The following is a 25,452-nucleotide window of genomic DNA, read 5'->3' as shown; positions in this document are numbered from 1 at the left end:
TATAGAGGTGACGATATTGCCTGAAACGGTTTCCACGATATTTCCATTCCTATGCTGGTGACATTCAAGACTTCTGCCCATGCTGACATCATCATGTTCGGTGACATTGCAAAACAGTTGCTGAAGATGATGGGGCATAGCGGGACCGTGCCCAGTGCGATGATAGCGGATGAAGTTCCTGCAGCGCTCGACCGCCTGAGGCACGCCGTTGATGGGGGAAGAGCGGACGAGGCACAGAAGCCGCGAGACAATGCCGAACAGGCGGACGACCAGAGTGTCAGCCTGAGGTATCGCGCATTACCGCTGATTGAACTGCTCTCCGCAGCAGCCCGGAAGCACTGCGACGTGATGTGGGATAAGACCTAGATTTTGATTGGAGATGTCGAAACTGGACGGACGGGGCGGAAGTGGCTGCGTTGCGTGGAGCCGCCCCGATCAGGACGGCAACATTCAGCAGCGGAGATTAATGCATGCTTCTTCGTCGCACCATTACGCCCATCAACCCAAGGCCCGCCAATAACATTGCATAAACTTCGGGTTCGGGGACCACGCCTGCCACTAGCGTTGCTGTAACGCCGTACTTTGTTGAGAGGTCGGGATTGCTGGCTTCCTGGGCAAAATAGTCCGTGCCGCCGACGAACACAGAGTAGTCGCCGGGCTTGAGATTCATGAATGTATGCGAAACCTTGCCATCGGGCGTACCGTCGGAGCCGAAGCCGGTTCCATCATAGGCATGACCGATATACTTGAAGAAGCTCAGGCTTGCGGGGATGGGGGTTCCGTTCAACTCGCCCGGGTCGTTACCGATCGACCAATCCGCAAGAGCTTTGAATGATCCCTCTGTACCGGGGTCACGATTGGCAACCGATATTTCGGCAGAATCATGATCAGCCTTCACCGGGGCGAGGTGCGCTAAGCCCTGATAGAGAGAGAAACCAGGTTTCAGGCCCAGCTGGGAAGTCGAGACGTTGCCCAGATGGTCACTCACCTGGGAAGTTGCCTGCTCGAATGTGAGTGTCACGTTCGTTTCCTCAGCAAGGGTAAAACGGTAGGGGCGCAGCTTGTGGCTATCGCCATTATCTGAGTCGGTCCCATCGATCCAGCCGTAATTGCCTGTAACCGCCTGATCGGACAACATCGCTGTGCTATGGGTGTTGTCAAAAGTACCGAAATTGCGGTCCGTATAACCCACATGCGCCATTGCGGGCAGCGAGATAATGGCGGCGACGGTGGCGGTGACAGCAGGCAGATATCCGAATGCTTTTTTCATACTGGTCCCTCGTTGATTGTCTGTTGAAGGTAGGTGTTTTTCCGTATTTTTAATATATCGGCATATTTATGCTTAAGTGCCGATGATAAGGAGTATTTATTATTCATACAGACAAATCAATGTGGCATATTGTCGCATGCGGCAATATGTCGCAGCTTCCTGATGGAATGGTTGATGGGGAGCGCGGAGTGGACCGTAAGAAGCAATGCGCTGGTGAGATATGACGGAATAAATAGGAAGAGAGGAAGGGGGCGCCGAGAACCTGGGAACTGAAAGATGATGGTGGAGGGGGATCCGTCGTGGAGGAGAATCCTGGGTCCCAGGATGACAGAATGATATTGTTGTGGCGCCTGAAGATACGGCTAGTCAGGTAGCGCTAGTGCTGGTATGGGTCAGTTTTTTTGATCCGACGAGGTTATCGATGGCCGTAATCAATGCAACGGAATCCACAGGCTTGGGCAGGTGTTTCTGGTAGCCTGCGCTCATCATTCTGGTCCCGTCCTCCGGATGGGCGAATGCCGTGAGGGCGATAGCGGGGGTTGTTCCCCCATTTTCTGCCGAAAGGCTTCTCACCTCGGCAATGAACTGATACCCGTTTTTTTCGGGCATGCTGATATCACTGATAACAATATCCGGCTTCTCGGTCTTCAAGAGTTCCAAGCCATCTGCCGCACGCGCAGCCGTAATCACGCTTGCTTCCTGCTGCGCCAGAATCCGCCTGATGAGTTCGCGCGCATCCAGTTCATCATCGATAACCAGCACTTTCAAGCCCTTGAACAACGACTGCGGTTCGATGCATTCCTGTGAGGGGAGCGGTTCACTTTTTATCTCGGGAACAGGAGGAGCGATCGGCAGGTTGATGATAAAGGATGATCCTTGTCCCTCACCTGGACTTTCTGCATGCACCGTTCCACCGTGAAGCTCCACCAGTTGCTTCACAATGGCGAGACCAAGGCCGAGTCCACCGTACTGCCGCGTAAGCGAAGCATCCCCCTGCCGGAAGCGGTCAAAGACATAGGGCATGAATTCGGGAGTGATTCCCAGCCCGGAGTCGCTTATCCTGATTTCGAGGAACAAGTCGCGCTGTTCTACTGTAACTTCTATTTTACCGCCCTTGGGCGTAAATTTTATCGAATTGGAGAGCAGATTCCAGAGTATCTGCTGGAGCCGGTTGGAATCTCCAATGATGGAAGCGACTTTTTTGCCCAACGTTTTTTGCAGAATGATCCCCTTGGCCTGCGCTGTCGGCCTTACTGATTCGACCGATGTCTCGACCAGGTTGGCGATATCCTGCTGACGCATATCCAGTCTGACTTTTCCGGAGATGATACTGCTCATCTCGAGGAGGTCTTCAATCAGCTTGTTCTGGGCACGCGCATTTCGCTCGATCGTTTCCAGTCCCATGTGGATGTTCTCTTTTTTAAGGTTTCCGCTCAGGATGAGTTGGGACCATCCCAGGATTGCATTTAACGGAGTTCTCAATTCATGGGAAAGGGTTGCCAGAAACTCGTCCTTGAGACGACTTGCGCGCTCAGCTTCATTTCGGGCGATTCGCTCATTCTCGAGAAGCTGCTGTTTTTCCGCATCTGCCAGGGCTAATGCTTCGCCGAGCTTGGCGACCTCATTACTCGTCGCTTGCCCATAGCGGCTGGGAAGAATGCCCCGAGTGACTCCCGCGACTTGGCGGCCGAGATCGGCCAGCGGCCGTAGTATGTTGAGCCGGGTATAAAAAATGATGCCCAGGGTGGCCACCAGGGCAACGAAGATAAGCGCCATCTCGAAGATGATCTGCCGCTCGAGTCGCGCCAGCCCGAGATTTGATTGGGTTTGCATGCGTTCACTGAATAAGTCCAGGAACGCCTGAATCGGCTCCATGATGGCGGCTTTTTCTGCAATATAGCGTTCACTGAACAGGAGCTTTATCGCGAGGTCGCGGTCGGGTTTGCCGCGCACGGTAAAATTGCCTTCGCCGTCGTCATATAAGCCTTCCATTGCGGCGAAGGCGCGCTGCTCGAGTTTGACCAGCCTGTTGGAGCGTTCCAGCGATTCTTGCAGTAAGCCATATTCCTCATTGTTCAGGCCTCCTTGCTGAAACCTCTCCAGCAAAGGAACGGCATGTCCTTGCCTGACGACGGGAGTCTTTCCCGCCATCATCAGGTCCCAGTATGTCGGGGAATAATTCAACGGGCGTGGATGCAGTCCGTTGCGAATATCCAGTATCTCGTTGAAATACCGCTTGTAGACGGGGTCTCCTGTAACAACATAGGTACGCGCCATGCGTGTGAGGTCACTGGAGGTATGAAGCAGCTCATCCCCAAGCAGAAGCGCCTGAAATCGGTGACGCTCGGCGATATTGATCTCCTCACGAATACTCATCGAATGAAAGACGAGCGCACCGATCGCCGCAAGCAGCAGCGCAAGGGTAACATTGGAAAAACTGATAAAGTTTCTGATATTCATGAATCGCTGCAATTGCTCGCCAATTACCTATTGCATCATTGCCTGTTTTAATTTTATACGTCCAGACTACCGAGTGCGATTTATTTACAGGCTCCTGTGCCGAGCCGAGGGTGATATACAGCAAACGGTTTCCTTCCCGCTTTTCTAAAAGAACGGCAATCCGCTCTATTTCTTCATTTCTTCTATGCAATGCTGTTGAAATAAACCGATGGTAAATTTCCCGGTATCAATACATAGGAGGAAAAAAGATGCGTTCATATCGCTTCCGGCTGGTTTTTGCGGTTCTGGCAATTCTGCTCAGCTTCAGCGCAGCAGTTGCCGCGCTGCATAGCATGTCTGCGAGCTACAGTTCCGATGCAAGTCACAAAATGTTTGATGATTTCAACAAGGCGTTTATCAAACACTGGAAAACGCGAACGGGTGTGGAGGTTACGATCCGACATGCAGAAAGCAAGCCGGGTATACCCCTCCGGGGCTAATGTAGATGGGCTTGATGTCACGTCACTTGCTCTATCCTATGATCCGGAGACACTGCAAAAAGCCAGTAAATTTTCGCTACCTGACTGGCAAAAATCCTTACCACAAAAATCACCCTATACCTCAACCATTGTCTTTCTGGTGCGCAATGGCAACCCGAAGAAGGTGCGGGATTGGAATGATCTCGCGAACCCCGGTATCGAGATTGTAACTTCCAATCCAAAGACTTCGGGGGATGCTCGCTGGAGTTATCTCGCTGCCTGGGGGTATGCGCTCAAGCAGCATGGAGGAAGTGACGTAACAGCGATTGAATTCATAAAAAAAATATTTGGCAACGTAAAGACTCTGGAAACCGGAACGCGTAGTTCAGTAACGACTTTCGTCGAACGCGGCATAGGGGATGTGCTGCTGATTTGGGAGAATGAAGCCCACCTGATCGTCAAAGAGCACGGCGGAGACAAGTTTGAGATTGTTACCCCCTCCCTCTCTATTCTGGCCGAACCCGCTGTGAGCATAGTAAGCGATGTTGCCTCACGGAATGGAACGCGTGAAGTGACCGGGGCTTACATCGATTATCTCTACACATTGAAGGCACAGGAAATAGCAGCCAGACACTATTATCGCCCACGTGATGAAAGGATAGCCTCCAGGTATTCGATGCAGTTTCCATCCCTCGAATTGTTTACCGTCGATGATGTGTTTGGTGGCTGGAAGGAGGCTCTAAACATCCATTTTGCGGACGGCGGCATTTTTGATCGAATTCAAACGTATTCAAGCGCGCTTCACTGAAATTGCAGCCGCCTTGGCAAGGTGGCAGTGTTTCCAGAAAACTGTCATTCATGCTTACCAATCTTCTATAAATTCCTGCTATCTTTTCGGCTGCAATTTTCTCCCTCTTTCAAACCCGCAGTTTCATCGAAATAAAAAATTCTTTTCGGGTTTCTCACCTTTTTTCTTTGCTACTGACTGCTTTTTGCTTCAGCCATCTTCAGTCCCTCAGCTCCCTTTGAGCGGGAAGGCGGCTGCGGGCAAGAGCAGGCATTTGCGCAATTATACTTTTAGTGTCAGTGACTTACGGCACTCTTCGAAATGCGGCTAATTGACTTTTTTAAATTTATGTGCGCCAGCGCACTGAGCAATAAGCGATAGCGCGGGATGATTGAATCGCAGGATCAGAAACGAAGCCGGTGTGGAGCAGGGCATGAATTGGCCTTTAGCTGCGAGTCATTGGCGACCCTTAATTCAAATCTACTCGGAGAAAAACGGCATGAGTATTCAAAATAAATCGCTTGTTCTGACTATTGCGCTCATCGGTGTGCTTGCTACCGCGGGTTGCGGAAAGAAGGAAGAGAAAGCACCTGCTCCTGGGGAGCCGAAGTCGGAGGCTCAAACAGCTCCAACGACGATTGGCACCGAGATTGACGATACCGCGATTACCACTAAAGTAAAAACCGCGCTTCTGGCGGACGATTACGTCAAGGGACTGGATATCAAGGTGGAGACTCGCAAAGGGGAAGTTCAGCTCAGCGGATATGTGGATAGCCAGGAGCAGATTGACAAGGCGGTTGCAATTGCGAAGGGTATTGAGGGCGTCAAAAACGTCGACAATGAAATGATGGTAAAAGGAGGCGAGGCCTCGGTTGGCGAAAAGATTGATGACACTATCATCACTACGAAGGTCAAGGCCGGGCTGGCAGGGGATGACAGTATCAAGAACAGTACTGATATCGCAGTAGAAACCCAGGAGGGGGAAGTTCAGCTTAGCGGTCATGCGAACGATCAAGCCCAGATGGATCGCGCTGTCGAGATCGCACGTGGTGTTGAAGGTGTCAAGAATGTCGTCAATAAAATGAGCATCAAGGAATAAATAGGATTCAGAAGCGTCTGCACCGCGGGCGCCAATTTCAGGACTTTTAACTCAATCAGACCAGAAAGGAGCTAAAAATGAACTGGGATCAAGTAGAAGGCAACTGGAAGCAATTCAAGGGTAAAGTGAAAGAGCAGTGGGGCAAGCTCACCGATGATCATATCGACCAGATCGCCGGGCGGAAGGATCAGCTCTCCGGCCAGATCCAGGAATCATACGGGATCACGAAGGAAGAAGCCGAGAAACAGATCAATGAATGGGAAAAACAGCAGGACACACATCATCGTTCCTATTAAAGAGAAAAGTGGGACGGGTAGGGGGCTTATTTGCCACCCTACCTAGGTAAAAAATAAAACCATCAAAACGAGGGAATCATGCGTAAATCAAATGTCATTCTTGCCGCACTCGGCTTCTCAGTCAGTTTTGCCCTGATGGCCCAGCAACCTGTCTCCGGAGAACCTAAGTCGGAGGCCAAAACGACGATTGGTACCGAGATCGACGATACCGGGATTACCACTAAAGTAAAAACCGCGCTTCTGGCGGACGATTACGTCAAGGGACTGGACATCAAGGTGGAGACGCGCAAAGGGGAAGTTCAGCTCAGCGGATATGTGGATAGCCAGGAGCAGATTGACAAGGCCGTTGCGATTACAAAGGGTATCAAGGGGGTAAAACACGTTGACAACAAAATGATGGTAAAGGGGGGCGAGGCCTCGGTCGGCGAGAAGATAGATGACAGTATTATCAGCACTAAGGTCAAGGCTGCACTGGCAGGTGATGACAGCATCAAAAACAGTACTGACATCGCTGTGGAAACGCACGAAGGGAAAGTTCAACTCAGCGGGTATGCAAACGATAAAGCGCAGATGAATCGCGCCGTCAAGGTTGCGCGTGGCGTTGAAGGTGTCAAGAACGTCGTCAATAAAATAAGCATCAAGCGATAGGAATTCCAGATTATCGACAGTAGATCGGTATCAATGCGCACGGATGCTCAAGAGTTTTTCAAATGGGATCATCCTTAATGGAGGAGCCAAAAATGAACTGGGATCAAGTAGAAGGCAACTGGAAGCAATTCAAGGGTAAAGTGAAAGAGCAGTGGGGCAAGCTCACCGACGATCATATCGACCAGATCGCCGGACGAAGGGATCAGCTCTCCGGCCAGATCCAGGAATCATACGGGATCACGAAGGAAGAAGCCGAGGAACAGATCAATGAATGGGAAAAACAGCAGGACACACATCATCGTTCTTATTGAAGGGAAAAGTGGGAATGGAGGACTGTTTTTCTGTCCGAACCACACAGTCAAACCATCAAAGCGAGGGGAATCATGCGTAAATTAAACGTCATTCTTGTTGCACTTGGCTTCTCGGTCAGTTCAGCCGTGATGGCGCAGCAGTATCGGCTGCCATCCGACGTCTATGAGGTATATATGGCCGACAAGGAGCGCATCGAGCGTGAATATAAGGCGGACAAGCAGCGCTGTGATTCCCTTGATGGCAATGCCGAGGATATATGCGAGGCGGAAGCCAAAGGTCGGGAAGAAGTTGCAAAGGCCGAGCTGGAAGATAAGTACAGGCCATCGAAGGAAAGCCGGTACGAAGTGCGGGCGGCAAGAGCGAAAGCTGACTATCGGGTGGCGAAAGAGCGATGTGATGACCTGTCAGGCAATGTGAAGGATGTGTGTCTAGAAGAAGCAAAAGCCGCGCAAGCGGCTGCGATAGCGGATGCCAAGAGGGAAGATTAGGAATCTCTGAACAGATGATTCCTCTTGCGAGAGGTTTTCCATCAGCACAATACTCAGAAGAGCGGGCTTGAGGATATATCCCTGGCAAGTAAAGCAAGCGTCATGTAGCCAAGATCCAGGGGCGGTGCTTGCTGATAACTTCATGATAACGAAAAGGAGGCTATCATGCTTTACACAATCGCTGTTGTTTTGATCATCCTGTGGCTATTGGGATTGGTCAGTTCCTATACGATGGGCGGCTTCATACACCTTCTTCTGGTAATAGCCATCGTGGTGATTCTGCTTCGGGTAATCAGCGGCCGTAAACCGCTTTGATTTATGTGCGCCCGTGAGGCCACAGGCGAGCCAATGAGGAGAATGACATGCAAAGGATAAGCGAAGTGATGAGTTCGGATGTGCAGACCATCAGCCCGGACGCAACCATCGAGGAGGCAGCCCAGGAAATGCGCGACGGCGACTTCGGGCTCTTGCCCGTGGGAGATGAAGAGCAGTTGCTGGGTGTCATCACTGATCGCGACATTGCCATCAGAGCGGTGGCGGAGGGCAGGGGGCCAAGCACTCCGGTCAGTGAAATCATGTCCGAAGATGTGATATGGGCTCATGAGGATGATTCGATAGAGGAAGCAGCCGAGATCATGAGCGACAACCAGATCCGCCGCCTGCCGGTCGTGAACGCCGAACAACGACTGGTGGGAATCGTCTCTCTCGGGGATTTTGCAGTGGATGCCTCCGATATCGGACCGGTTGCGAATGCCCTTACCGAAATTTCCAATCCGACCTGAGTTTATTCAGGAAAAGCATCCGGGGTTCCTCCGGATGCTTTTATTCCCACTCGATGGTAGCAGGCGGTTTGCCTGATATGTCGTAAACCACCCGATTTATTCCACGTACTTCGTTAACAATGCGGTTGGATATGCGGGCAAGCAGGGCGTAAGGAAGTTCTGCCCAGCGCGCAGTCATGAAATCTTCGGTCTGAACAGCACGCAGCGCTACGACAAAATCATAGGTGCGGCCATCGCCCATGACGCCGACCGATTTTACTGGTAGAAAGACAGCAAACGCTTGGGAGATTTTTTCATACCACCCTGCATCGCGTAATTCCTCGATAAAGATTGCATCGGCACGCCGCAATAATTCGGCGTACTCGCGCTTGACCTCACCGAGAATGCGCACTCCAAGGCCCGGCCCCGGAAAAGGATGACGAAAGACCATATCATGAGGCAGACCCAAGGCCAATCCAAGCTCGCGTACTTCATCCTTGAACAATTCCCGCAACGGCTCCAGAAGCTTCAGATGCAATGTTTCCGGTAGGCCGCCGACATTGTGGTGGGATTTGATCGTGTTTGCCTTTTTTGTTCCGGCGCCGGCAGATTCGATGACGTCCGGATAAATTGTACCCTGGGCAAGCCAGCGCCCATTCGCGATTTTTGCTGCTTCCCCCTGGAATACCTCGACGAATTCGCGTCCGATAATGCGACGCTTCGCCTCCGGATCCGTGATCCCTTGCAAATGTCCTAGAAATTCTTCGCTGGCATCGACATGAATGACTTTTACGCCGAGATTTCGGCTGAAGGTGTCCATTACCTGTTCGGCCTCATTCAGGCGCAGCAGGCCGTTGTCCACGAAAACACAGGTAAGCTGCTTGCCAATAGCACGATGAATGAGGGCCGCTGCAACGGAAGAATCCACGCCGCCGGACAGCCCCAGAATAACCTCGTCCGGCCCCACTTCAGAACGGATTCTGCCAACTGCTTCCTCCAGATAGTCGGGCATGTTCCAGTCATAAGCGAGTCCACAAATTTCATGGACGAACCTGTCTATAATGGCTTTGCCCTGCAGGGTATGAGTGACCTCCGGATGGAATTGCATCCCGTAGAACCTTCGCGCTCCATCCGCTATGGCGGCCAGGGGGGTGGCAGGGTTGCTTGCCATGACCTGGAAACCGGGAGGAAGAATGTTCACGCTGTCGCCATGGCTCATCCACACGTCCAGAAGCTTTTGGCCTGATGCATCAGTACGATCATGGATATCCTGAAGCAGGCCGGCCAAGTCTTTTACCTGCAATTCGGCGTAACCGAATTCACGCACTTTCGAGTTTTCAACTGAACCACCCAACTGCGCCGCCATGGTTTGCATGCCATAGCAGATGCCCATTACCGGCACTCCCAGTTCAAAGACGATTTGTGGAGCACGCGGCGTTTCATCCTCGGCCACAGAGGCCGGCCCCCCGGAAAGGATAATGCCTGCCGGAGCAAAATTTCCGATGAATTCCCGGCTTACATCAAAAGGATGAATTTCGCAGTAGACGTTGCTTTCCCGCACGCGGCGGGCAATCAACTGCGTATATTGGGAACCAAAATCAAGTATGAGTATTTTTTGATGCATGACTAAAGCTCTCGGACCGATCATCGAGCGTTCAGAGAGCGGAAATCCGTCCTAAAATGAATAATGCTGTCAGTGAAGAGGGGAGAAAAGTAGCAGGGCAGACCGTAGGTGCAACAGTGGGGCCGAGACAATATGTTATTGTCATGCAACGCCCTTTCCGTCTAATCGATATGATAGTTCGGGGCCTCTTTGGTAATCTGCACGTTGTGGACGTGTGATTCACGAATACCAGCGGCAGTAATCTCGATAAACTCCGCCTTGGCATGCATGTCATCGATTGTTTCGCAACCCAGGTAGCCCATGCCCGAGCGTACGCCGCCAATCAACTGATGGATGACCGCAATGACGCTTCCCTTGAAGGGAACGCGGCCTTCCACGCCTTCCGGCACGAGCTTCCTGGAGTCCTGCTCGGGCTGCTGGAAATAGCGGTCGCTTGAACCCTGTTGCATCGCTGAAAGTGAACCCATTCCACGGTAGGTCTTATATGAGCGTCCCTGGAAGAGTTCTATTTCTCCCGGTGATTCTTCCGTACCCGCGAACAATCCTCCCAGCATGATTGAACTCGCCCCAGCGGCCAGCGCCTTTACAATGTCCCCCGAATAGCGGATGCCGCCATCGGAAATCAGCGGCACGCCACTGCCGGCCAGTCCCGCGGAAACGTTCTTGATGGCCGTAATCTGAGGTATTCCCACTCCCGCTACAACGCGAGTGGTGCATATCGAACCCGGACCGATGCCCACCTTTACCGCATCGGCGCCATGATCCACCAGAGCCTTGGCGGCGGCGGCAGTACCTACATTGCCACCAATAACCTGGATTTTAGGGAATCGTTTCTTTACCCACTGTACCCGTTCAAGCACGCTCTGCGAGTGTCCATGTGCGGTATCCACGACAATCACGTCCACACCTGCATCGACCAGCGCCTCGGCGCGCTCTTCACTGCCTTCGCCAACCCCTATCGCAGCGCCAACACGCAGCCGACCCTGTTCGTCCTTGCAGGCGTTGGGGTGTTCGGATGTCTTGATGATATCTTTCACGGTGATCAGTCCGCGCAACTCGAAGTCGTTATTCACGACGAGCACACGCTCCAGCCGGTATTTGTGCAACAGGGCCATTGCTTCTTCGCGGCTGGTGCCTTCATTCACCGTTACCAGCCGCTCCTTCAAGGTCATGATATTCCTGATCGGCTGATCCAGGTTGGTTTCGAAGCGAAGATCGCGGTTTGTCACAATCCCCACCACTTTCGAACCTTCCACCACTGGTAAGCCTGAAATCCTGAATTTGTGGATCAGGTTGAGCACTTCCCGCACTGTCATGTCAGGCGGAATGGTAATGGGATCTTTTACCACGCCGCTTTCGAAGCGCTTGACGTTGGAAACCTGGGCGGCCTGGGATTCTGTCGGCATATTCTTGTGTATGATGCCGATTCCACCTTCCTGGGCGAGCGCGATCGCGAGCCGCGCTTCGGTAACGGTATCCATGGCGGCTGATACAAGAGGAATATTGAGGGAGATTTCGCGCGTGAGTCGCGTTGTCAGATTGACGTTGCGCGGTAAAACAACGGAGTGGGCGGGAAGCAGCAGGACATCGTCAAAGGTTAGAGCTTTCTCAACCAGTCGCATGATAGTGATCCTTCACAAAGCGGCATTATAGCGAACATGGATGCTATGGGGAATCATCCATACGAAGACGAAGCGCAGGAACGATTCGAAGCTTTCCTATCTGTTCATGCCGTAGAGCCCTTGCCGCAATTGTTCATGGCACTCCTCCATTTATAAGCCTGGTTTTTATTTTCGTTCCCAGGTTGATGCACAATCACCGGCTTTTTGCACGCTTCCTGCGGTTTTCCTTGGGATCGACCCTCAGAGGACGATAAATTTCTACCCGGTCGCGATTGCACAGAATCGTAGCTGGCGGGACCAGCTTGCCATATACACCGAGCCTGTTTTTCAGGAGATCGATCTCGGGAAACTGTGGGAGGATGCCGGACAGTTTTACGGCTTGTTCCGCAGTGGTGCCCTCCGGCAAATTCATCTGCCGTACAATCTGTTTCTCGGGCAATGCATACACCACTTCAATGTCAATATTCAGAGCAGGAACTTCCATAGACTTCCCGACGTCAATACCAATCAGGAATTCCCATAAACTTCTTCTGCGCGCTCGATGAATGCTTCCACGAAGCTGTTGGCAATGACGAAGAAAACGGGACCTACCAGTTTTTCCAGAAATATGTGCGAGAACGTGTAGTGCAGGCGAAACTCGATCTTGCATGCATTTTCCGCGAGGGGAATGAAGCGCCAGTGCCCGTCCAGGTTCTGAAACGGTCCGTTCAATAATGTCATTTTAATCAGTTCTGGCGGGTTGCGTACGTTCTCGGTCGTAAAACTGTGCTTGATGTGATGATAATCGATCATGATGGTAGCATGAGTGACTGTCTCGCTTTGATGCACAACGGAAGATCCCCCGCACCAGGGTAAAAATTTCGGATAATCCTCCACCGCATCCACCAGTTCGAACATGCGGCTTGCGGAATAACCAATTAGAACCGATTTTTCGATGTCAGCCATGCGACAAATTGTCCCGCTTCAGCGAGACAGTATGGAATCTCAGCTTGATGGCGGACTGCTCGTTTTTTGACTTGGAAAATTGGTACATATGCATTGTTTTAATTACCTGAGCGTTTCCAGCCTCTGAACCTGCGGGGAGCCTGAGCTGCGTCAGTGCTCCAGCTTGTCCATCTGCCGAATTCAGGGCGAAAGCTGTTAAAATACACGAAACCCGCGTTGAACTCACCTTTTTCTTCCCTCGAGGACTTATCCAGGGATTCCTTGAACATCGTAGCGCCTTGTATCGTATCTCTTTATCCTATCGCCCTTTGCGCTCTTTATGAGCAGCGAACACCTTGTCTTGAGAATCCCTGAATGAGCATCGTCCAGAATAAGAAAGCTTTTCATGACTATTTTATCGAAGAGAAACATGAAGCGGGAGCGGTTCTGGAAGGATGGGAAGTGAAGGCGATTCGCGCGGGACGGGCACAGCTGAAAGAAGCATATGTCATCATCCGGAACGGTGAATTGTTTCTCATTGGCTGTCATATCAGCCCGTTGCTGGCAGCTTCCACTCACATCCAGCCTGACCCCGTTCGTACGCGCAAGCTGTTGTTGCATGCTGAGGAAATCAAACGGCTTATCGGCAAAGTGGAGCGGGCGGGGTACACCCTGGTTCCGCTGGACATGCATTATAAATCAGGGAAAATCAAGCTCGAAATCGGACTTGCAAAGGGTAAGAAGCAGCATGACAAGCGCGAATCCGAGAAACAGAAAGAGTGGGAGCGTGACAAGCAACGATTGATGCGCGCCAAGTAATTCGAATATATTTTATAACCTTAATCAAGTCCCAGCCATGCAATTTGCCCAAACCTCAACAATCCCGCGAAAAGCCAGTCAAGAGTTTGCTGCGCAAAAACCAATCGCTATCTGGTTGCTCGTTTGCTGCGCTCTGGTATTCGCCATGGTGGTTGTAGGCGGCGTAACCCGCCTTACCGATTCGGGGCTTTCCATCGTTGAATGGCAGCCCCTCGTCGGTACGGTTCCCCCACTCAGCCAGAATGACTGGGATGAGCTCTTCGAGAAATATCACCAGACGCCTCAGTATAAAAAGGTGAATCTTGGCATGAGCCTGGAAGAGTTCAAGACAATCTTCTGGTGGGAATATTTCCACCGCTTATTGGGGCGTGTCATTGGATTGGCATTTTTCATACCATTCCTGTATTTTCTGGCAAAAAAGGCAGTCGATCGGCCACTGGGTCTGAAGTTGTCAGGAATTTTCCTGCTGGGCGCCTTGCAGGGGGGGATGGGGTGGTACATGGTAAAGAGTGGATTGGTGGATAACCCCCACGTCAGCCAGTATCGCCTGACCGCGCACCTGGGCCTCGCTTTTGCGATTTATGCCACAATGTTCTGGGTAGCGCTCGATCTGCTCAATCCGGATCGCGGTACGCTTTCAAACGGCAGAGTACGGGGTTTGCTCAATTTCTCGACCACGCTGTCTGTCCTGATATTCATAATGGTTTTGTCGGGAGGTTTCGTGGCAGGCATTCGGGCAGGGCTGGCTTACAATACTTTTCCACTCATGGATGGCCATTTCATCCCCCCGGAACTGTTCATGCTGGAACCCTGGTACCGGAATTTCTTCGATAACATGACCACTGTGCAATTCGACCATCGCCTGATTGCATGGACGCTGGCAATTCTTGTTCCGATTTTCTGGCTCAAATCCAGAGCAGTGCCACTTTCCGGTTCGGCTCGTCTTGCATGCAGCCTGCTGTTGATCATGCTGGCAGTGCAGATAACCCTGGGGATTTCCACGCTGCTGCTGGTTGTTCCTCTAACCCTCGCGGCAGCGCATCAGGCAGGCGCACTACTGCTATTGACCGCTGCCCTTTGGGTGAATCATGAGCTACGGCGTCAATACGTCAGTAGTTGAGATTTCAACTCTTATTGATCCGGCCAGAAAATACTATGAATCTCATCATTCCGGGCCTGACTCGAATCCAGTAAACCGGAATTCACCCACGCCCAACAAAACAATGGTGCTTTGAACGTCACTTGATACCGGGCTTCAGCCGATATGACGTTCGTACTGTTTATCCGGGAATCATCTCAAGGGAGGTTTCCAGAGAAAGAAGGGGGCGCAAAGGCAAAGCCTTTGCACCCCCAAGGGGCATACTCCAGAGATGGATAGGCTGTCTAGAGTAGTTAGTGCTAACTACTAAGGCAGTTGCTGGTCGATAACGACGCTGATCCCGCTGGCGCCGATCATCACTCCCTGGCTGAAACCTTGCAGGTCGCCGCTTTGTGGCATGGGGGACCCCGATTTCGAGATTCTCGCACCTACTACCACTTCAGCGGGGAAAGTGGATAACTGTACGCCCGATCTCGCCATGGAGTCGTTCAGCGAAAAGTTTGCCGGGAGATCCTTGACTTGCAGCCGCAGGGTCGCAAGCGGGGCCTTTGGTCCCACTTTGGCACGGGCAAAAATATACAGGCTGTCACCAGGAGATGCCTTGCTTGCTAGGGCAGGGCTCAGCATTACTTTGCCGGAAAGCGTACCCGAGGTAGCACCTCCCGCGCCCGAGGCCGATCCCTGTTTGTTTGCAGGGGGAGGTGTCTGAGTACCCGGCTGGTCTGGCGCTCTAGCCACCAAGCTGCCTTTTCCTGCGGCCAGCGATTTTGCTTCTGCGATGCTGTCATTAACGGATTGCACCAGCTCAGCCTCTGATGGCGGAATCAGGGCTGCCAGTTTTTCCCAATATCTGGCAGCCTCCTTGTATCTCTTCTCCTCGAATTCGGCTGTACCTGCCAGCGCCAGCGCCTTGGGATTATTGGGATCCAGGCTCAACGCCTTTTTGATCAGTTCCGTCGGTTTTCCGACCAGGCTGCCATTATTCGTCATCGCCACAATATCGGCGTAATCGGTAATAATGGCGGAGTCCTCGGGCGTCAGGGCAAGCGCCTTTTCATAAGCTTCCTTCGCCTCGTTGAACCGCTGCATCATGGCGTAGGTCCGGCCAAGCATCAACCATCCTTCGACGTTGTCAGGATTCTCTTCAAGCTTCGCAATGAGATTTTCCATCACCGAAGAAAAATCGGGGTGGCCTCCTTGCCCTTCCCCAGCCGACATCGATGGGTGTTCCGCAGCGGGCTGCGGCAGCAGTGCCTTGGTGTTGCCTATCGCTAGGTAAAGGGAAACCGCGAGGACAGGCAGGGCGAGCGCGGTGACAGTCATGGTGGCCACATTGTGTCTTCCACTCATTACCGTGGTCGTACTGCCGTCTTCGGGAATATCCTGCAGCATTCTTTGCTGCAACTCGCGCTTGCTTTGCTCGTATTGTTCCCGCGTCAGGATGTCGCTGCGCAGATCGCTATCGAGCTCCGCCAACTGATCCCGATAAACGTCGATATTGGTGGCATCCCGTTCGACGCCGGCGTCGCGATCCTTCTTGCTCCACAACGTTGGCAATACGAACAGCAGGGCGCCGACAATAAATATGCCGGCCACAATCCAGAATGAAGTCATGCGTTTATTACCCCTTGCCTTCCTTCAGCAGGGCTTCCGCCTGCTTGAGTTGTTGTTCGGATAGCGCGGGTTCTTCGATGTGTTTGCGGCGGCGCTTGAGATAAAACACCAGGAAAACTGCGCCGGCCAAAAGGAAGATGAAAGGACCGAACCATAGAAACAGGGTGGTACTTTTCATCGGTGGACGATAAAGCACGAAATCGCCGTAGCGCGCCACCAGAAAGTCGACAATTTCCTTGTCACTCTTGTTGGCTTGCATCTGTTCGCGGATTTCGCGCCGTAAGTCGTTGGCAAAATCAGCACGCGAAGCGGCTATCGTCTCATTCTGACAGACCAGGCATCGCAGGTCTTCGGATAGCGCAACCATGCGTCTCTCTATTTCCGGGTCTTCGGCAACAGGAGCAGCTTCCTTTGCCCCTGCAAACGGAGCGAGAAGCAACAGACAGAGCAGCAGCGCCGTTTTTAGCAGCGCGAAACCGCCTTCATTTGCCCTCATGCCTTCCAGGGCGCTTCGGGGGTTGCCTCTGGGGTTGCCTATACGGCTGCCTTTATCGTTTTTACCGCTGCCATAATCCGCCAAAGACGACCGGGATAAAAGTTTCAATCTCATCCTTGTAATTCTCTCACCAGAGGCAGAATTTTATTCTGCAGTGCTTCCACTGTTACGGGACCGATCTGCTTGTAGCGGATCACTCCATTCTTGTCGATGACATAAGTCTCCGGCACGCCGTAGACGCCGAACTCTATGCCGGTCCGACCTTCGGGATCAACCGCGCTGACCGCGTAGGGGTCGCCGAACTGTTGAAGCCATCTTAACGCGTCGTCTCGCTGGTCCTTGTAATTGAGTCCGTAGACAGGGACAATTCCCGACTTCGACAGTTCCACCAATACGGGATGTTCCTGGCGGCAGGAGACGCACCACGAGGCCCACACATTCAATAGCCATACCTTGCCCAGGTTTTCCTTCGAGGTCAGTGTTTTTTCCGGTTCGTGCAATTGTTGCAACTGGAATTCGGGAGCTGGTTTCCCCACCAGGGGAGAGGGGACCTGACGCGGATTGAGGCCCAGGCCGACGAGCAGAAAACCCACCAGTACGACGAAAACAGCGAGCGGCAACAGGAAACGCGTCATGCCTTTTTGCTCCTGGCAATCATGGGCGCAGTGGCTTTCCTGCCGGCTTTGCTGGCTTTAGCAGCCTTCCTTTCCTCGGCCTCGACAGTCTCACGCTGCTTGCGCGAGGACAGCCGGTAACGCCTGTCAGTGACGGCAAGGAAGCCTCCGAATGCCATCAACATACAGCCGAACCATATCCAGTCCACGAAGGGCTTATGATAAACACGCACGACCCATGCTCCGTTTTCCAGGGGTTCACCCAGGGCCACATACAGATCGCGGAGAATACCGGTATCGATTGCCGCTTCGGTCATCGGCATCCCGGATGCGTTATAGGTTCGTTTTTCGGGTTCCAGCACATTGATTTTCTTTCCGTCGCGCAATACGTCGACATTGCCGATGTCGGACATGTAGTTTGGACCTGGCGCTTTTTTCACCCCGTTGAAGCGGAAGGTATAGCCTCCTACCTCGACCGTATCGCCAATTTCCATGCGCACATCTTTTTCCGTTTCATAACCACCCACAAGCGCCACGCCGATAATAAAGAAGGCGATGCCAAGGTGGGCAGCGTGCATGCCGTAGTAGCTGCGCGACTGCGCCGCCAGCTTGGCAAACAGTCCCTGCTTGCCGGTGCTTCGGAGGCGATGAATTACGCTGACGATCACGCTTGTAATGACCCAGAAAGCCATCAGCAAGCTGAAGCTCACCATTAGCTTCCATTCGCCCATGACAAAGGGCATTACGAGAGCGGTAACTACGCTTACCCCGAATGCCCAGCGCAGACGTACCGCAAGTTCAGGCAGGCTTGCCTGTTTCCAGCGCGCAAGGGGGCCAAGGCCGATCAGAAAGACGGCAGGGGTCATCAACGGGACGAATACCGCTTCGAAGTAGGGAGGGCCGACCGAAATCTTGCCGAGTTCAAGCGCATCCATGAACAGGGGATAGAGCGTGCCCAGCAGGATGCTTCCCGCTGCAACCATCATCAACAGGTTATTGGCGAGCAGCATGGATTCGCGTGAAACCAGTTCGAACTTTCCACCCAATCCGATTTTCGGCGCCCGCCATGCGAACAGCAGCAGGGAGCCTCCGGTGATGGTCACCAGGAAGGCCAGGATGAATATACCGCGCGTTGGGTCGGTTGCAAAAGCGTGAACGGAGGTCAGCACGCCTGAGCGAACCAGGAACGTGCCGAGCAGGCTCAGGGAAAACGCACAGATTGCCAGCAGCACGGTCCAGCTCTTGAAGCTGCCGCGCTTTTCCGTCACTGCAAGGGAATGAACCAGGGCAGTCCCCACCAGCCAGGGCATGAAAGAGGCATTTTCAACCGGATCCCAGAACCACCATCCACCCCAGCCCAGTTCATAATACGCCCACCAGCTTCCCATCATGATGCCGATGGTGAGAAACATCCAGGCAACTGTCGTCCATGGCCGCGACCAACGCGCCCAGGTCGCATCCAGCTGGCCGCTCAGCAGGGCGGAAATGGCGAATGCAAACGCGACGGAGAAGCCGACATAACCCATGTAGAGCATGGGTGGATGGCAGACCATGCCGGGGTCCTGCAGCAGCGGATTGAGGTCGCTTCCTTCCATCGCTCCCGGCAGCATCCGGTCGAAAGGATTGGAAGTGAAAAGCATGAATATCAGAAAACCCACGCTCACCAGGCCCATGACGCCCAGCACACGTGCCACCATGTCATTCGGCAAATGCTTGCTGAATACACTGACTGCAACCGACCAGCATGCCAGCATGAACGTCCAGAGCAGCAGGGAACCTTCGTGCGAGCCCCAGGTGGCGGCAAAGCGGTATTGCAGCGGCAGCTTCGAATTCGAATTCTGCGCAACGTTGACTACCGAAAAATCGCTGTTTACGAATGAGTAGGCCAGGCAGAAGAAGGCAATGGCTACAAACACAAACTGCCCCTGAACCACGGGCCGCGCCAGGGCGATCCAGGAAGGGATGCCGCGGGCGGCGCCGATGATGGGCAGGGTGCCTTGTATGAGTGCCAGCAGCAAGGCGAGGATCAGGGCAAAGTTACCAAGTTCTGGAATCATGGCTGAGGCTGTGGGTTATGGAAAAATATGAATAGATATGAACAGGAATGGCAGCCCTTTCGATTCTGGAAGGGCTCGGGGCTGAAACTGTTTGCTACTGCATCACTGTCTTGCGTGCCTTGTCGGCTTGATCAAGCGCGCCCGCGGCTTCCGGCGGCATATAATTTTCATCGTGCTTTGCGAGCACCTCATCCGCCCGGAAAATACCGTCCGAAGCCAGCTTGCCCTGGGCTACCACACCTTTGCCTTCCTTGAACAGGTCGGGAAGGATGCCGGTATATACGACTGGAATAACCTTTGCGGTATCTGTCACCTGGAAATTGACTGTCACGCCGTCGGCCTGGCGTTTGACGCTGCCTTCTTCCACGAGTCCGCCGATACGGAAACTCTTGCCAATGGGCGCCTCATTATTGGCTACCTGGGTAGGACTGAAGAAAAATACCAGGTTGCTCTGAAATGCGTTTAAAACCAGCACCGAAGCAACACCCAACGCGGTCACGCTTGAAGCGATGATTGCCAATTTTTTATGACGTGGTTTCATTTCCCTTCTCTTGTTTTGTTGACTGATGAATCAGACTGAGATGCCTGAGCAAAGTTCGCCTGCGGTTGGAAACCAGAGCGATTTCCCCTGCAATGCAGATCAAGGTAACGAGGTAGGATCCCCATACGTAGAACCCGTACCCACCCATATCCAGAAATTCAGACAGACTATTCCAGTTCATTGCGCTGTCTCCTGCAACTGACCCACCCACGCGGTATGACGTTCACGTTCCAGGATAATGGCGCGCGTGCGTATCAGTATCACGGCGATGGCATACATCCAGCATGCGATTGACATAATCAGCATCCCGGTAAGCATGGTGGTGGCCATTTTTGGCGACTGCGTGAGGCTGACGGAGGCGCCTTGATGCAATGTATTCCACCACTTCACGGAAAAATAGATGATGGGAACGTTTACCACGCCTACCAGAGCAATCACTGCTCCGGCTTTGTCCGCACGGCGCGGATCGTCTATGGCCGCCTGCAAAGACATGAAGCCGATATAGAGGAACAGAAGAATCAGTTCAGAGGTAAGGCGAGCATCCCACACCCACCAGGTGCCCCACATGGGTTTGCCCCACAAGGCGCCGGTCCAAAGCGCAATAAATGTGAACATTGCGCCAGTGGGGGCAATGGCGGTTGCCACCATGGCGGAAAGGCGGGTATTGAATGCAAGGCCGATACCCGACCACAGCGCCATGATGACGTAGAGAAACATCGACAGCCAGGCCGCAGGGACATGGATGAAAATGATACGATAGGCTTCACCCTGCTGAAAATCGGTGGGAGCTACAAAAAAGCCGATATAAAGTCCCACCGCACACAATACAATTGCAGCAATGGAAAACAGGGGAATCATTTTGCCGGCGAGAAAATAGAAGCTTGCCGGAGAGGAATATTTAAACCAGTTTATCGCCATGTAGCAAAGTAGGTAGCAGACTCCATAATTGAGGCCTCGATGAGGCTTTGATAGATTGCGCCGTGCCCATATGGCCATGTATCCCGCAGGACACTGTCGGCCACTGCAACCCAACCTACCTACCCATCCTTACGCCCCGTGCGCGTAACTCCCAATTTTAACCTAAAAACCTCAAATTCAGAATTGGTTTGTTAAAAACTATCGCTTGGCTGCAATCGGGAGGAGGGCAGTGCCGAAGAGGGAGCGGGGGAGGGTGGATCGGCTACAGCCGATATACATGCAAAAATACGTGCAAAAGCAGGAAAACAGGATTTCGCGCAAAGTATCCTGGGAACATAATCATTTCATTTAGCCGAATAATCCGGCAGACACTTCTTTCTATTCCAGAAATCCGTAAGCGACCATGCAATTTTCCTGTTCCATTCCCTTACCTGCGACCTTTCGTCCCGGCGATATCCTGGCCTTTCATCAGCGCGACCGGCAAGAGATCGCAGAGCGTGTCAGCAATGCCTCCTTGCAAAAAGCCATGATCTGGTGCGAGGTCCCGGCGTACCTGTCTATCAGCTTCGAGCCGGGATTGGCAAAGGCCTCGTTGGTCATCGATGGTAAAATAGCCGAGGATCGCCAGCTCATCTTCGAGCGTATGGTCCGGCGCATGCTGGGTCTGACCCAGGAGATCGAGATCTTCGAGGAACGGTATCGCGATCACCCGCAATTGGGCATCCTGATCGCGCAACAACCCGGTCTACGTGTGCCGGTCACCGCCACCCCATTCGAGGCACTGACCTGGGCGGTCACCGGCCAACAAATCAGCGTCAGCGCTGCTGTTTCCGTGCGCCGGAAATTGATCGTCGCAGCGAATATCCGTCACTCCTGTGGTCTGCTCTGCTACCCGGATGCGCGCCAGATTCTCGAATTGCCCGAAGAGACGTTGCGGCAAGCGGGTTTTTCGACAACCAAAACCAGAACCTTGCGTGCACTCTCCGCCCTCGTGTCCGACAACGAGCTTCCGCTGGATGCATGGGTTGAAACGCTTCCGGTCGATGTCATTCGCGAAAAACTTGAAGAAATTCACGGCATCGGTCCCTGGACGGTCAATTACGGACTGCTGCGCGGCTTCGGTTGGCTCGACGGCTCACTGCACGGCGATGCAGCGGTTCGACGGGGCCTGCAAGCCTTGCTCGGTGCGCAGGGCAAAATCAGCGAGGAAAATACGAGGACCTGGCTCGCACAGTTTTCCCCCTGGCGAGCTCTGGTCGGGGCCCATCTCTGGGCAACGGGGATTGCGATTGCCTGAGGGGAATTTGAGGCCTCTCATTGTGGTCCGACAATCTCGTTGTGCGATACGGAGGGCAATTTGGGTACTCTTGAGCAACAGGGCGGGGTTGACGAATTCCAGGGCTAGGATGCGGCAGTTACGTCGATCAGTTCTATATCTGCAGCCACTAGTCCCTGATCGAAGAATTTGGAAGCATTGGCGGCAAAGCGCTCGGGATCGTCGGTTGCCAGCATTTTAATCTGCCCCCTTGTTCCCGTAATTCCCGAAAGTTGCGTAGCGGCCGCTTCACCGCTGTTGATGAGTGTGACCGAGGATCCCAGAATATCCCGGAAGAGGGCTTCAAAGACAGGAAAATGCGTGCACCCGAGAATCAACGTGTCCGGCGCTTCGGCAGTGTCGAATATGGGGTCGAGATACTGGTGGACAATAGCGGTGGCTATGGGGCCTGAAGACCAGCCTTCTTCCGCAAGAGCCACCAGCATCTGACAGGCCTGAGACGATGCTTTTATATGAGGATTGATTTTTTTCAGCTCCTTTTCATATGCGCCGCTCCGGATGGTGCCGAAGGTGGCGATGACGCCGATATGCTGATTTTTTGTTGCCCGAATTGCCGCAGCCGCAGCCGGCTCGATCATGCCGATCACGGGCAGTGGAGCCGCTAGCGCGCGTACGGCCTCCAGCGCATGAGTTGATGCGGTATTACAGGCGATCACGATTGCACTTGGATTATAGTTCAGCAGAATTCTGCACAGGCTCTGGCTATAACGCTGCACGATTTCGGGGCTCTTGGTTCCATAAGGAAGGCGGGCGGTATCCCCTAGATAGACGTAAGATCCTTGCGGATAACGCTTTTTTAGCGCCTGAAGTACAGTCAATCCTCCGATACCGGAATCGAATACAGCGATGGGAGAAAATATTTCCGGCCTCATTTATCTTTCACTCAATGGCTTACATGCAGATATACCCGTGCTTCCTGTATCAGGCTAATAGGGACAGCCTCCAGCAGAGTTGTTCATGACTCATGCGAGAATCCTCTCAGGTCGCGTCGAACCCGGGGTGGAACACGACTTCGCCTTCAGGCACGAGCCCGGTGAACTCCAATCGCTGGAAATACTCCGGTGGCACGTCCCCATAGCGGAGTCCAGGATCGCTGACGAACCCGAAACGGCTGTAGTAGCCAGGATCGCCGAGAACAACGCACCCCTGAACATTCATGTCTCTAAGGCTGTCAAGTCCTTTGCGGATCAAAGCCTGTCCGATGCCTCTTCCTTGCCGATCAGGCCGGACAGAAACCGGACCAAGTCCATACCAGCCATTCGTTTCGCCGTTGATTGCAACGGGCGAGAAAGCAACATGGCCGATGATCTCGCCATCCTCGATGGCGATGAGCGAAAGGATCAACGCTCCCGCGCTCCTCAACGCATCGACAACAGCTCCCTCGGTCTGGCTGGCATAAGGCATTTCCTTGAGTGCGGCAGTTATGAGGCTTTGGATGGCAGCAATATCCTCGGGTCGTTCCCGGCAGATTTGCATGTAAACCTCCTGTCGCGACTGGCAGTTCCTCTTCATCGCGCTCACCGATCCGCAATGGGGAACTGGTGGGATTCTTCGACCTTCTTTATTCGAGGGATATACGCAGCGATACCGCGGTAGTCCACGGCGCCAATACCAGGGATGCCAGCAGGAAAGCACCTAGCAGCGACATATGTGCTCCCGCGCCTAACCCGGCAGTGCTTGCCTCCACTGCACCTGCGCCGAAAATCAGTACGGGTATGTACAACGGCAACACCAGCAGGGAGACCAGTACGCCGCCGCCGCGCAGGCCAAGGGTAAGCGCCGCGCCGATTGCGCCGATCAGGCTCAGCACAGGTGTTCCGAGCAGCAGGGAAGCGGTCAGCACGAGAAGTGCGTCATTCGTCAGGTCGTACTGGATGCCCAATACGGGCGCCATCAGTACAAGCGGAACGCCGGTCACGAGCCAGTGCGCCAATGCCTTGCCCAATACGAGCAGGGGCAGGGATTGGGGCGAGAGCAGCATCTGCTCCAGCGTGCCATCCAGGTAGTCGCTGGAAAACATGCGACCCAGTGACAACATCGACGCCAGCAGGGCAGCCACCCAGACCACGCCGGGGGCCATGACGCGGAGCATGTTCATCTCCGGCCCGACACCAAGCGGGAAAAGACTGACGACGATGATGAAAAAAAACAGCGTCGTCAGGACATCCGAACGGCGCCTTGCCGCGAGCAGAAGATCGCGCCGGATGATCCAGAAAAACATGTCAGGTGAGCTGCAGCCGCTGGATGGCGGCGCCGGCTATCTCGATTTCCTGGTGGGTCGTCATCACGATCATGCCGCCGTGTTCCAGGTGCCGCTCTATCAAACCTTGTACCAGTTTGACTGCGCTCGTATCGAGCGCGGTCAAGGGCTCATCCAGTATCCAGAGCACGGTACCGCATACCAGCAGGCGTGCCAGCGTCACCCGGCGGCGCTGTCCCTGGGACAACACCTTGGCAGGCAACAGTTCGCGTCCGCCCAATCCCATGTGCTGCAAGGCAGCATGGGCCTTGCGTTCATCCAGATCAACCCCCCCGAGCGCGCTGGAGATGCGCAAATTCTCGATGGCAGTCAGATCGTCTTTTACCCCGCCTAAATGGCCGAGGTAGGTCATTGCGCCAAAATAGTCTCCTCCAAGAGAGCGAATCTGGGTGCCGTCCCAACGGATTTCTCCCTCGGCCGGCGAAGCCAGTCCGCACAACATGCGCAGAAGACTCGTTTTACCGCTGCCGTTCGGGCCCTGAACCTGCATCAACCCCCCGGATTCGAGCAAAAAATTGACCCCACTGAACAGCTTGCGATCTCCGCGAATGCAGGTCAGGTCAATTCCTCGCAGCGTGGGCATTATCGGTCGCCAAAAAAGTCAGCATTATAGCGTAACGATCAGGTCGATGGCCTTCGGATTGATCTTCCAGTTTTTATGGGTGAGCTTGGCAGCGCGTAGGGCATCAAAAGTACTTATTGCTTGAACTTTGCCTCGGCTGCTCCATCGATGATGAGGTAGGGGGTTATGCTGTGGTAGCCATCGGGTATGGGTTTGACAATCATGTGCGGTTCCTTTGGTTGATTGATGAACTCCTGAAGAGGGCAGGATGATTTAGGGCGAAAACTGTGAGCTTCCCGATGAGCTTCCAACTGCCCGCGAATGGGAAAGAGTGGAAAGTGGGCGGATGATTGAAAGGCTCACGGTCAGGACTCCCGACCGATTCCT

28 protein-coding genes and 1 pseudogene are annotated in these 25,452 nt (G+C 53.4%); 12 read left to right on the top strand and 17 right to left on the bottom strand.

Annotated elements, in window-relative coordinates; genetic code table 11:
- The first annotated feature begins 51 nt into the window (after positions 1-51).
- Complete coding sequence (locus AC52W5_RS01430) at positions 52-366, top strand: DUF1840 domain-containing protein (RefSeq protein WP_074974296.1); 315 nt, start codon at positions 52-54, stop codon at positions 364-366.
- A gap of 97 nt (positions 367-463) precedes the next feature.
- Here AC52W5_RS01430 and AC52W5_RS01425 read toward each other — a convergent pair whose 3' ends face one another.
- Both AC52W5_RS01425 and AC52W5_RS01420 read right to left on the bottom strand, forming a co-directional pair.
- Positions 464-1,270 (bottom strand): PEP-CTERM sorting domain-containing protein, encoded by an 807-nt coding sequence (locus AC52W5_RS01425; protein WP_495669688.1) that lies wholly within the window; start codon positions 1,268-1,270, stop codon positions 464-466.
- A 366-nt stretch (positions 1,271-1,636) separates the two neighbouring features.
- Positions 1,637-3,730 carry an ATP-binding response regulator gene (locus AC52W5_RS01420; protein ID WP_495669687.1) on the bottom strand — a complete coding sequence of 698 codons (2,094 nt, stop codon included), beginning with the start codon at positions 3,728-3,730 and terminating at the stop codon, positions 1,637-1,639.
- A gap of 248 nt (positions 3,731-3,978) precedes the next feature.
- Here AC52W5_RS01420 and AC52W5_RS01415 point away from each other — a divergent pair.
- The 8 genes and pseudogenes from AC52W5_RS01415 (at position 3,979) to AC52W5_RS01380 (ending at position 8,600) form a co-directional block, all read left to right on the top strand.
- A pseudogene (locus AC52W5_RS01415) lies at positions 3,979-4,996 on the top strand (sulfate ABC transporter substrate-binding protein).
- 478 nt (positions 4,997-5,474) lie between these two features.
- Positions 5,475-6,074 (top strand): BON domain-containing protein, encoded by a 600-nt coding sequence (locus tag AC52W5_RS01410; RefSeq protein ID WP_495669686.1) that lies wholly within the window; start codon positions 5,475-5,477, stop codon positions 6,072-6,074.
- 77 nt (positions 6,075-6,151) lie between these two features.
- On the top strand, positions 6,152-6,370 hold the full coding sequence (locus AC52W5_RS01405) for a CsbD family protein (protein WP_074974286.1): 219 nt from the start codon (positions 6,152-6,154) through the stop codon (positions 6,368-6,370).
- A gap of 78 nt (positions 6,371-6,448) precedes the next feature.
- Entirely contained in the window at positions 6,449-7,018 is a 570-nt protein-coding gene (locus tag AC52W5_RS01400; protein ID WP_074974288.1) for a BON domain-containing protein, read from the top strand.
- A 92-nt stretch (positions 7,019-7,110) separates the two neighbouring features.
- Positions 7,111-7,329 (top strand): CsbD family protein, encoded by a 219-nt coding sequence (locus tag AC52W5_RS01395; RefSeq protein WP_495669685.1) that lies wholly within the window; start codon positions 7,111-7,113, stop codon positions 7,327-7,329.
- Positions 7,330-7,401: 72 nt separating this feature from the next.
- The gene (locus tag AC52W5_RS01390) at positions 7,402-7,818 is read left to right on the top strand and encodes a hypothetical protein (protein WP_495669684.1); all 417 of its coding nucleotides are present in this window, start codon (positions 7,402-7,404) and stop codon (positions 7,816-7,818) included.
- Positions 7,819-7,983: 165 nt separating this feature from the next.
- Positions 7,984-8,133: a lmo0937 family membrane protein gene (locus tag AC52W5_RS01385; RefSeq protein ID WP_107761494.1), complete on the top strand. Its 150-nt coding sequence runs from the start codon at positions 7,984-7,986 to the stop codon at positions 8,131-8,133.
- A 47-nt stretch (positions 8,134-8,180) separates the two neighbouring features.
- A complete protein-coding gene (locus tag AC52W5_RS01380) occupies positions 8,181-8,600 on the top strand; it encodes a CBS domain-containing protein (protein ID WP_074974283.1) in 420 nt (139 codons plus the stop codon).
- Positions 8,601-8,640: 40 nt separating this feature from the next.
- On the opposite strand, the gene guaA is transcribed toward AC52W5_RS01380, so the two are convergent.
- From guaA to AC52W5_RS01360, 4 genes are all read right to left on the bottom strand, one after another.
- A complete protein-coding gene (gene guaA, locus AC52W5_RS01375; protein ID WP_495669683.1) occupies positions 8,641-10,203 on the bottom strand; it encodes a glutamine-hydrolyzing GMP synthase in 1,563 nt (520 codons plus the stop codon).
- 161 nt (positions 10,204-10,364) lie between these two features.
- Positions 10,365-11,825 carry an IMP dehydrogenase gene (gene guaB, locus AC52W5_RS01370; protein WP_495669682.1) on the bottom strand — a complete coding sequence of 487 codons (1,461 nt, stop codon included), beginning with the start codon at positions 11,823-11,825 and terminating at the stop codon, positions 10,365-10,367.
- Between the two features lie 193 nt (positions 11,826-12,018).
- The gene (locus tag AC52W5_RS01365) at positions 12,019-12,309 is read right to left on the bottom strand and encodes an RnfH family protein (protein ID WP_495669681.1); all 291 of its coding nucleotides are present in this window, start codon (positions 12,307-12,309) and stop codon (positions 12,019-12,021) included.
- A gap of 23 nt (positions 12,310-12,332) precedes the next feature.
- Complete coding sequence (locus AC52W5_RS01360; protein ID WP_074974278.1) at positions 12,333-12,770, bottom strand: type II toxin-antitoxin system RatA family toxin; 438 nt, start codon at positions 12,768-12,770, stop codon at positions 12,333-12,335.
- A 354-nt stretch (positions 12,771-13,124) separates the two neighbouring features.
- Here AC52W5_RS01360 and smpB point away from each other — a divergent pair, with 354 nt between their 5' ends.
- Together smpB and AC52W5_RS01350 are read left to right on the top strand one after the other, a co-directional pair.
- The gene (gene smpB / locus AC52W5_RS01355; protein ID WP_074974276.1) at positions 13,125-13,568 is read left to right on the top strand and encodes an SsrA-binding protein SmpB; all 444 of its coding nucleotides are present in this window, start codon (positions 13,125-13,127) and stop codon (positions 13,566-13,568) included.
- A gap of 37 nt (positions 13,569-13,605) precedes the next feature.
- Complete coding sequence (locus AC52W5_RS01350; protein WP_495669680.1) at positions 13,606-14,688, top strand: COX15/CtaA family protein; 1,083 nt, start codon at positions 13,606-13,608, stop codon at positions 14,686-14,688.
- Between the two features lie 285 nt (positions 14,689-14,973).
- On the opposite strand, the gene ccmI is transcribed toward AC52W5_RS01350, so the two are convergent.
- From ccmI to ccmC, 7 genes are all read right to left on the bottom strand, one after another.
- The gene (gene ccmI / locus AC52W5_RS01345; protein WP_495669679.1) at positions 14,974-16,281 is read right to left on the bottom strand and encodes a c-type cytochrome biogenesis protein CcmI; all 1,308 of its coding nucleotides are present in this window, start codon (positions 16,279-16,281) and stop codon (positions 14,974-14,976) included.
- Positions 16,282-16,288: 7 nt separating this feature from the next.
- Positions 16,289-16,891, bottom strand: coding sequence for a cytochrome c-type biogenesis protein (locus AC52W5_RS01340; RefSeq protein ID WP_495669678.1), 603 nt, complete (start codon positions 16,889-16,891; stop codon positions 16,289-16,291).
- On the bottom strand, positions 16,888-17,412 hold the full coding sequence (locus AC52W5_RS01335; protein ID WP_011380552.1) for a DsbE family thiol:disulfide interchange protein: 525 nt from the start codon (positions 17,410-17,412) through the stop codon (positions 16,888-16,890). Before AC52W5_RS01335 ends, AC52W5_RS01340 begins: the two co-directional genes overlap by 4 nt.
- On the bottom strand, positions 17,409-19,448 hold the full coding sequence (locus AC52W5_RS01330) for a heme lyase CcmF/NrfE family subunit (RefSeq protein ID WP_113066814.1): 2,040 nt from the start codon (positions 19,446-19,448) through the stop codon (positions 17,409-17,411). Before AC52W5_RS01330 ends, AC52W5_RS01335 begins: the two co-directional genes overlap by 4 nt.
- A gap of 94 nt (positions 19,449-19,542) precedes the next feature.
- On the bottom strand, positions 19,543-19,989 hold the full coding sequence (gene ccmE / locus AC52W5_RS01325) for a cytochrome c maturation protein CcmE (RefSeq protein WP_074974268.1): 447 nt from the start codon (positions 19,987-19,989) through the stop codon (positions 19,543-19,545).
- Entirely contained in the window at positions 19,973-20,170 is a 198-nt protein-coding gene (ccmD, locus tag AC52W5_RS01320) for a heme exporter protein CcmD (protein WP_074974266.1), read from the bottom strand. Before ccmD ends, ccmE begins: the two co-directional genes overlap by 17 nt.
- Positions 20,167-20,907: a heme ABC transporter permease CcmC gene (gene ccmC, locus AC52W5_RS01315; protein WP_074974264.1), complete on the bottom strand. Its 741-nt coding sequence runs from the start codon at positions 20,905-20,907 to the stop codon at positions 20,167-20,169. Before ccmC ends, ccmD begins: the two co-directional genes overlap by 4 nt.
- Positions 20,908-21,310: 403 nt before the next feature.
- Here ccmC and AC52W5_RS01310 point away from each other — a divergent pair, with 403 nt between their 5' ends.
- Positions 21,311-22,204: a 3-methyladenine DNA glycosylase 2 gene (locus AC52W5_RS01310; RefSeq protein ID WP_495669677.1), complete on the top strand. Its 894-nt coding sequence runs from the start codon at positions 21,311-21,313 to the stop codon at positions 22,202-22,204.
- Positions 22,205-22,308: 104 nt separating this feature from the next.
- On the opposite strand, the gene murI is transcribed toward AC52W5_RS01310, so the two are convergent.
- The 4 genes from murI to ccmA all read right to left on the bottom strand — a co-directional run bounded on the left by murI (position 22,309) and on the right by ccmA (position 25,086).
- The gene (gene murI / locus AC52W5_RS01305; protein WP_495669676.1) at positions 22,309-23,115 is read right to left on the bottom strand and encodes a glutamate racemase; all 807 of its coding nucleotides are present in this window, start codon (positions 23,113-23,115) and stop codon (positions 22,309-22,311) included.
- Positions 23,116-23,221: 106 nt separating this feature from the next.
- Positions 23,222-23,719: a GNAT family N-acetyltransferase gene (locus AC52W5_RS01300; protein WP_495669675.1), complete on the bottom strand. Its 498-nt coding sequence runs from the start codon at positions 23,717-23,719 to the stop codon at positions 23,222-23,224.
- An 85-nt stretch (positions 23,720-23,804) separates the two neighbouring features.
- On the bottom strand, positions 23,805-24,464 hold the full coding sequence (gene ccmB, locus AC52W5_RS01295; RefSeq protein ID WP_074974256.1) for a heme exporter protein CcmB: 660 nt from the start codon (positions 24,462-24,464) through the stop codon (positions 23,805-23,807).
- A gap of 1 nt (position 24,465) precedes the next feature.
- Entirely contained in the window at positions 24,466-25,086 is a 621-nt protein-coding gene (gene ccmA / locus AC52W5_RS01290) for a cytochrome c biogenesis heme-transporting ATPase CcmA (RefSeq protein ID WP_495669674.1), read from the bottom strand.
- Between the last annotated feature and the right edge of the window lie 366 nt (positions 25,087-25,452).

This window comes from Nitrosospira sp. CT (genome assembly GCF_059489795.1).
Note: the sequence above shows the minus strand (reverse complement) of the source record. Positions and strands in the feature narration are given on the sequence as shown.

Excerpts from the sequence above, each read along its gene's own strand:
- AC52W5_RS01390 (WP_495669684.1), top strand. The coding sequence starts at position 7,402 with ATGCGTAAATTAAACGTCATTCTTGTTGCACTTGGCTTCTCGGTCAGT.
- AC52W5_RS01310 (WP_495669677.1), top strand. The coding sequence starts at position 21,311 with ATGCAATTTTCCTGTTCCATTCCCTTACCTGCGACCTTTCGTCCCGGC.
- AC52W5_RS01365 (WP_495669681.1), bottom strand. The coding sequence starts at position 12,309 with ATGGAAGTTCCTGCTCTGAATATTGACATTGAAGTGGTGTATGCATTG.
- AC52W5_RS01360 (WP_074974278.1), bottom strand. The coding sequence starts at position 12,770 with ATGGCTGACATCGAAAAATCGGTTCTAATTGGTTATTCCGCAAGCCGC.
- AC52W5_RS01350 (WP_495669680.1), top strand. The coding sequence starts at position 13,606 with ATGCAATTTGCCCAAACCTCAACAATCCCGCGAAAAGCCAGTCAAGAG.
- AC52W5_RS01300 (WP_495669675.1), bottom strand. The coding sequence starts at position 23,719 with ATGCAAATCTGCCGGGAACGACCCGAGGATATTGCTGCCATCCAAAGC.
- AC52W5_RS01395 (WP_495669685.1), top strand. The coding sequence starts at position 7,111 with ATGAACTGGGATCAAGTAGAAGGCAACTGGAAGCAATTCAAGGGTAAA.
- AC52W5_RS01410 (WP_495669686.1), top strand. The coding sequence starts at position 5,475 with ATGAGTATTCAAAATAAATCGCTTGTTCTGACTATTGCGCTCATCGGT.
- AC52W5_RS01330 (WP_113066814.1), bottom strand. The coding sequence starts at position 19,448 with ATGATTCCAGAACTTGGTAACTTTGCCCTGATCCTCGCCTTGCTGCTG.
- AC52W5_RS01425 (WP_495669688.1), bottom strand. The coding sequence starts at position 1,270 with ATGAAAAAAGCATTCGGATATCTGCCTGCTGTCACCGCCACCGTCGCC.
- ccmA (WP_495669674.1), bottom strand. The coding sequence starts at position 25,086 with ATGCCCACGCTGCGAGGAATTGACCTGACCTGCATTCGCGGAGATCGC.
- ccmE (WP_074974268.1), bottom strand. The coding sequence starts at position 19,989 with ATGAAACCACGTCATAAAAAATTGGCAATCATCGCTTCAAGCGTGACC.
- AC52W5_RS01430 (WP_074974296.1), top strand. The coding sequence starts at position 52 with ATGCTGGTGACATTCAAGACTTCTGCCCATGCTGACATCATCATGTTC.
- ccmB (WP_074974256.1), bottom strand. The coding sequence starts at position 24,464 with ATGTTTTTCTGGATCATCCGGCGCGATCTTCTGCTCGCGGCAAGGCGC.
- AC52W5_RS01340 (WP_495669678.1), bottom strand. The coding sequence starts at position 16,891 with ATGAGATTGAAACTTTTATCCCGGTCGTCTTTGGCGGATTATGGCAGC.
- AC52W5_RS01420 (WP_495669687.1), bottom strand. The coding sequence starts at position 3,730 with ATGAATATCAGAAACTTTATCAGTTTTTCCAATGTTACCCTTGCGCTG.
- guaA (WP_495669683.1), bottom strand. The coding sequence starts at position 10,203 with ATGCATCAAAAAATACTCATACTTGATTTTGGTTCCCAATATACGCAG.
- smpB (WP_074974276.1), top strand. The coding sequence starts at position 13,125 with ATGAGCATCGTCCAGAATAAGAAAGCTTTTCATGACTATTTTATCGAA.
- AC52W5_RS01405 (WP_074974286.1), top strand. The coding sequence starts at position 6,152 with ATGAACTGGGATCAAGTAGAAGGCAACTGGAAGCAATTCAAGGGTAAA.
- ccmC (WP_074974264.1), bottom strand. The coding sequence starts at position 20,907 with ATGGCGATAAACTGGTTTAAATATTCCTCTCCGGCAAGCTTCTATTTT.
- AC52W5_RS01380 (WP_074974283.1), top strand. The coding sequence starts at position 8,181 with ATGCAAAGGATAAGCGAAGTGATGAGTTCGGATGTGCAGACCATCAGC.
- ccmD (WP_074974266.1), bottom strand. The coding sequence starts at position 20,170 with ATGAACTGGAATAGTCTGTCTGAATTTCTGGATATGGGTGGGTACGGG.
- AC52W5_RS01335 (WP_011380552.1), bottom strand. The coding sequence starts at position 17,412 with ATGACGCGTTTCCTGTTGCCGCTCGCTGTTTTCGTCGTACTGGTGGGT.
- guaB (WP_495669682.1), bottom strand. The coding sequence starts at position 11,825 with ATGCGACTGGTTGAGAAAGCTCTAACCTTTGACGATGTCCTGCTGCTT.
- AC52W5_RS01385 (WP_107761494.1), top strand. The coding sequence starts at position 7,984 with ATGCTTTACACAATCGCTGTTGTTTTGATCATCCTGTGGCTATTGGGA.
- ccmI (WP_495669679.1), bottom strand. The coding sequence starts at position 16,281 with ATGACTTCATTCTGGATTGTGGCCGGCATATTTATTGTCGGCGCCCTG.
- AC52W5_RS01400 (WP_074974288.1), top strand. The coding sequence starts at position 6,449 with ATGCGTAAATCAAATGTCATTCTTGCCGCACTCGGCTTCTCAGTCAGT.
- murI (WP_495669676.1), bottom strand. The coding sequence starts at position 23,115 with ATGAGGCCGGAAATATTTTCTCCCATCGCTGTATTCGATTCCGGTATC.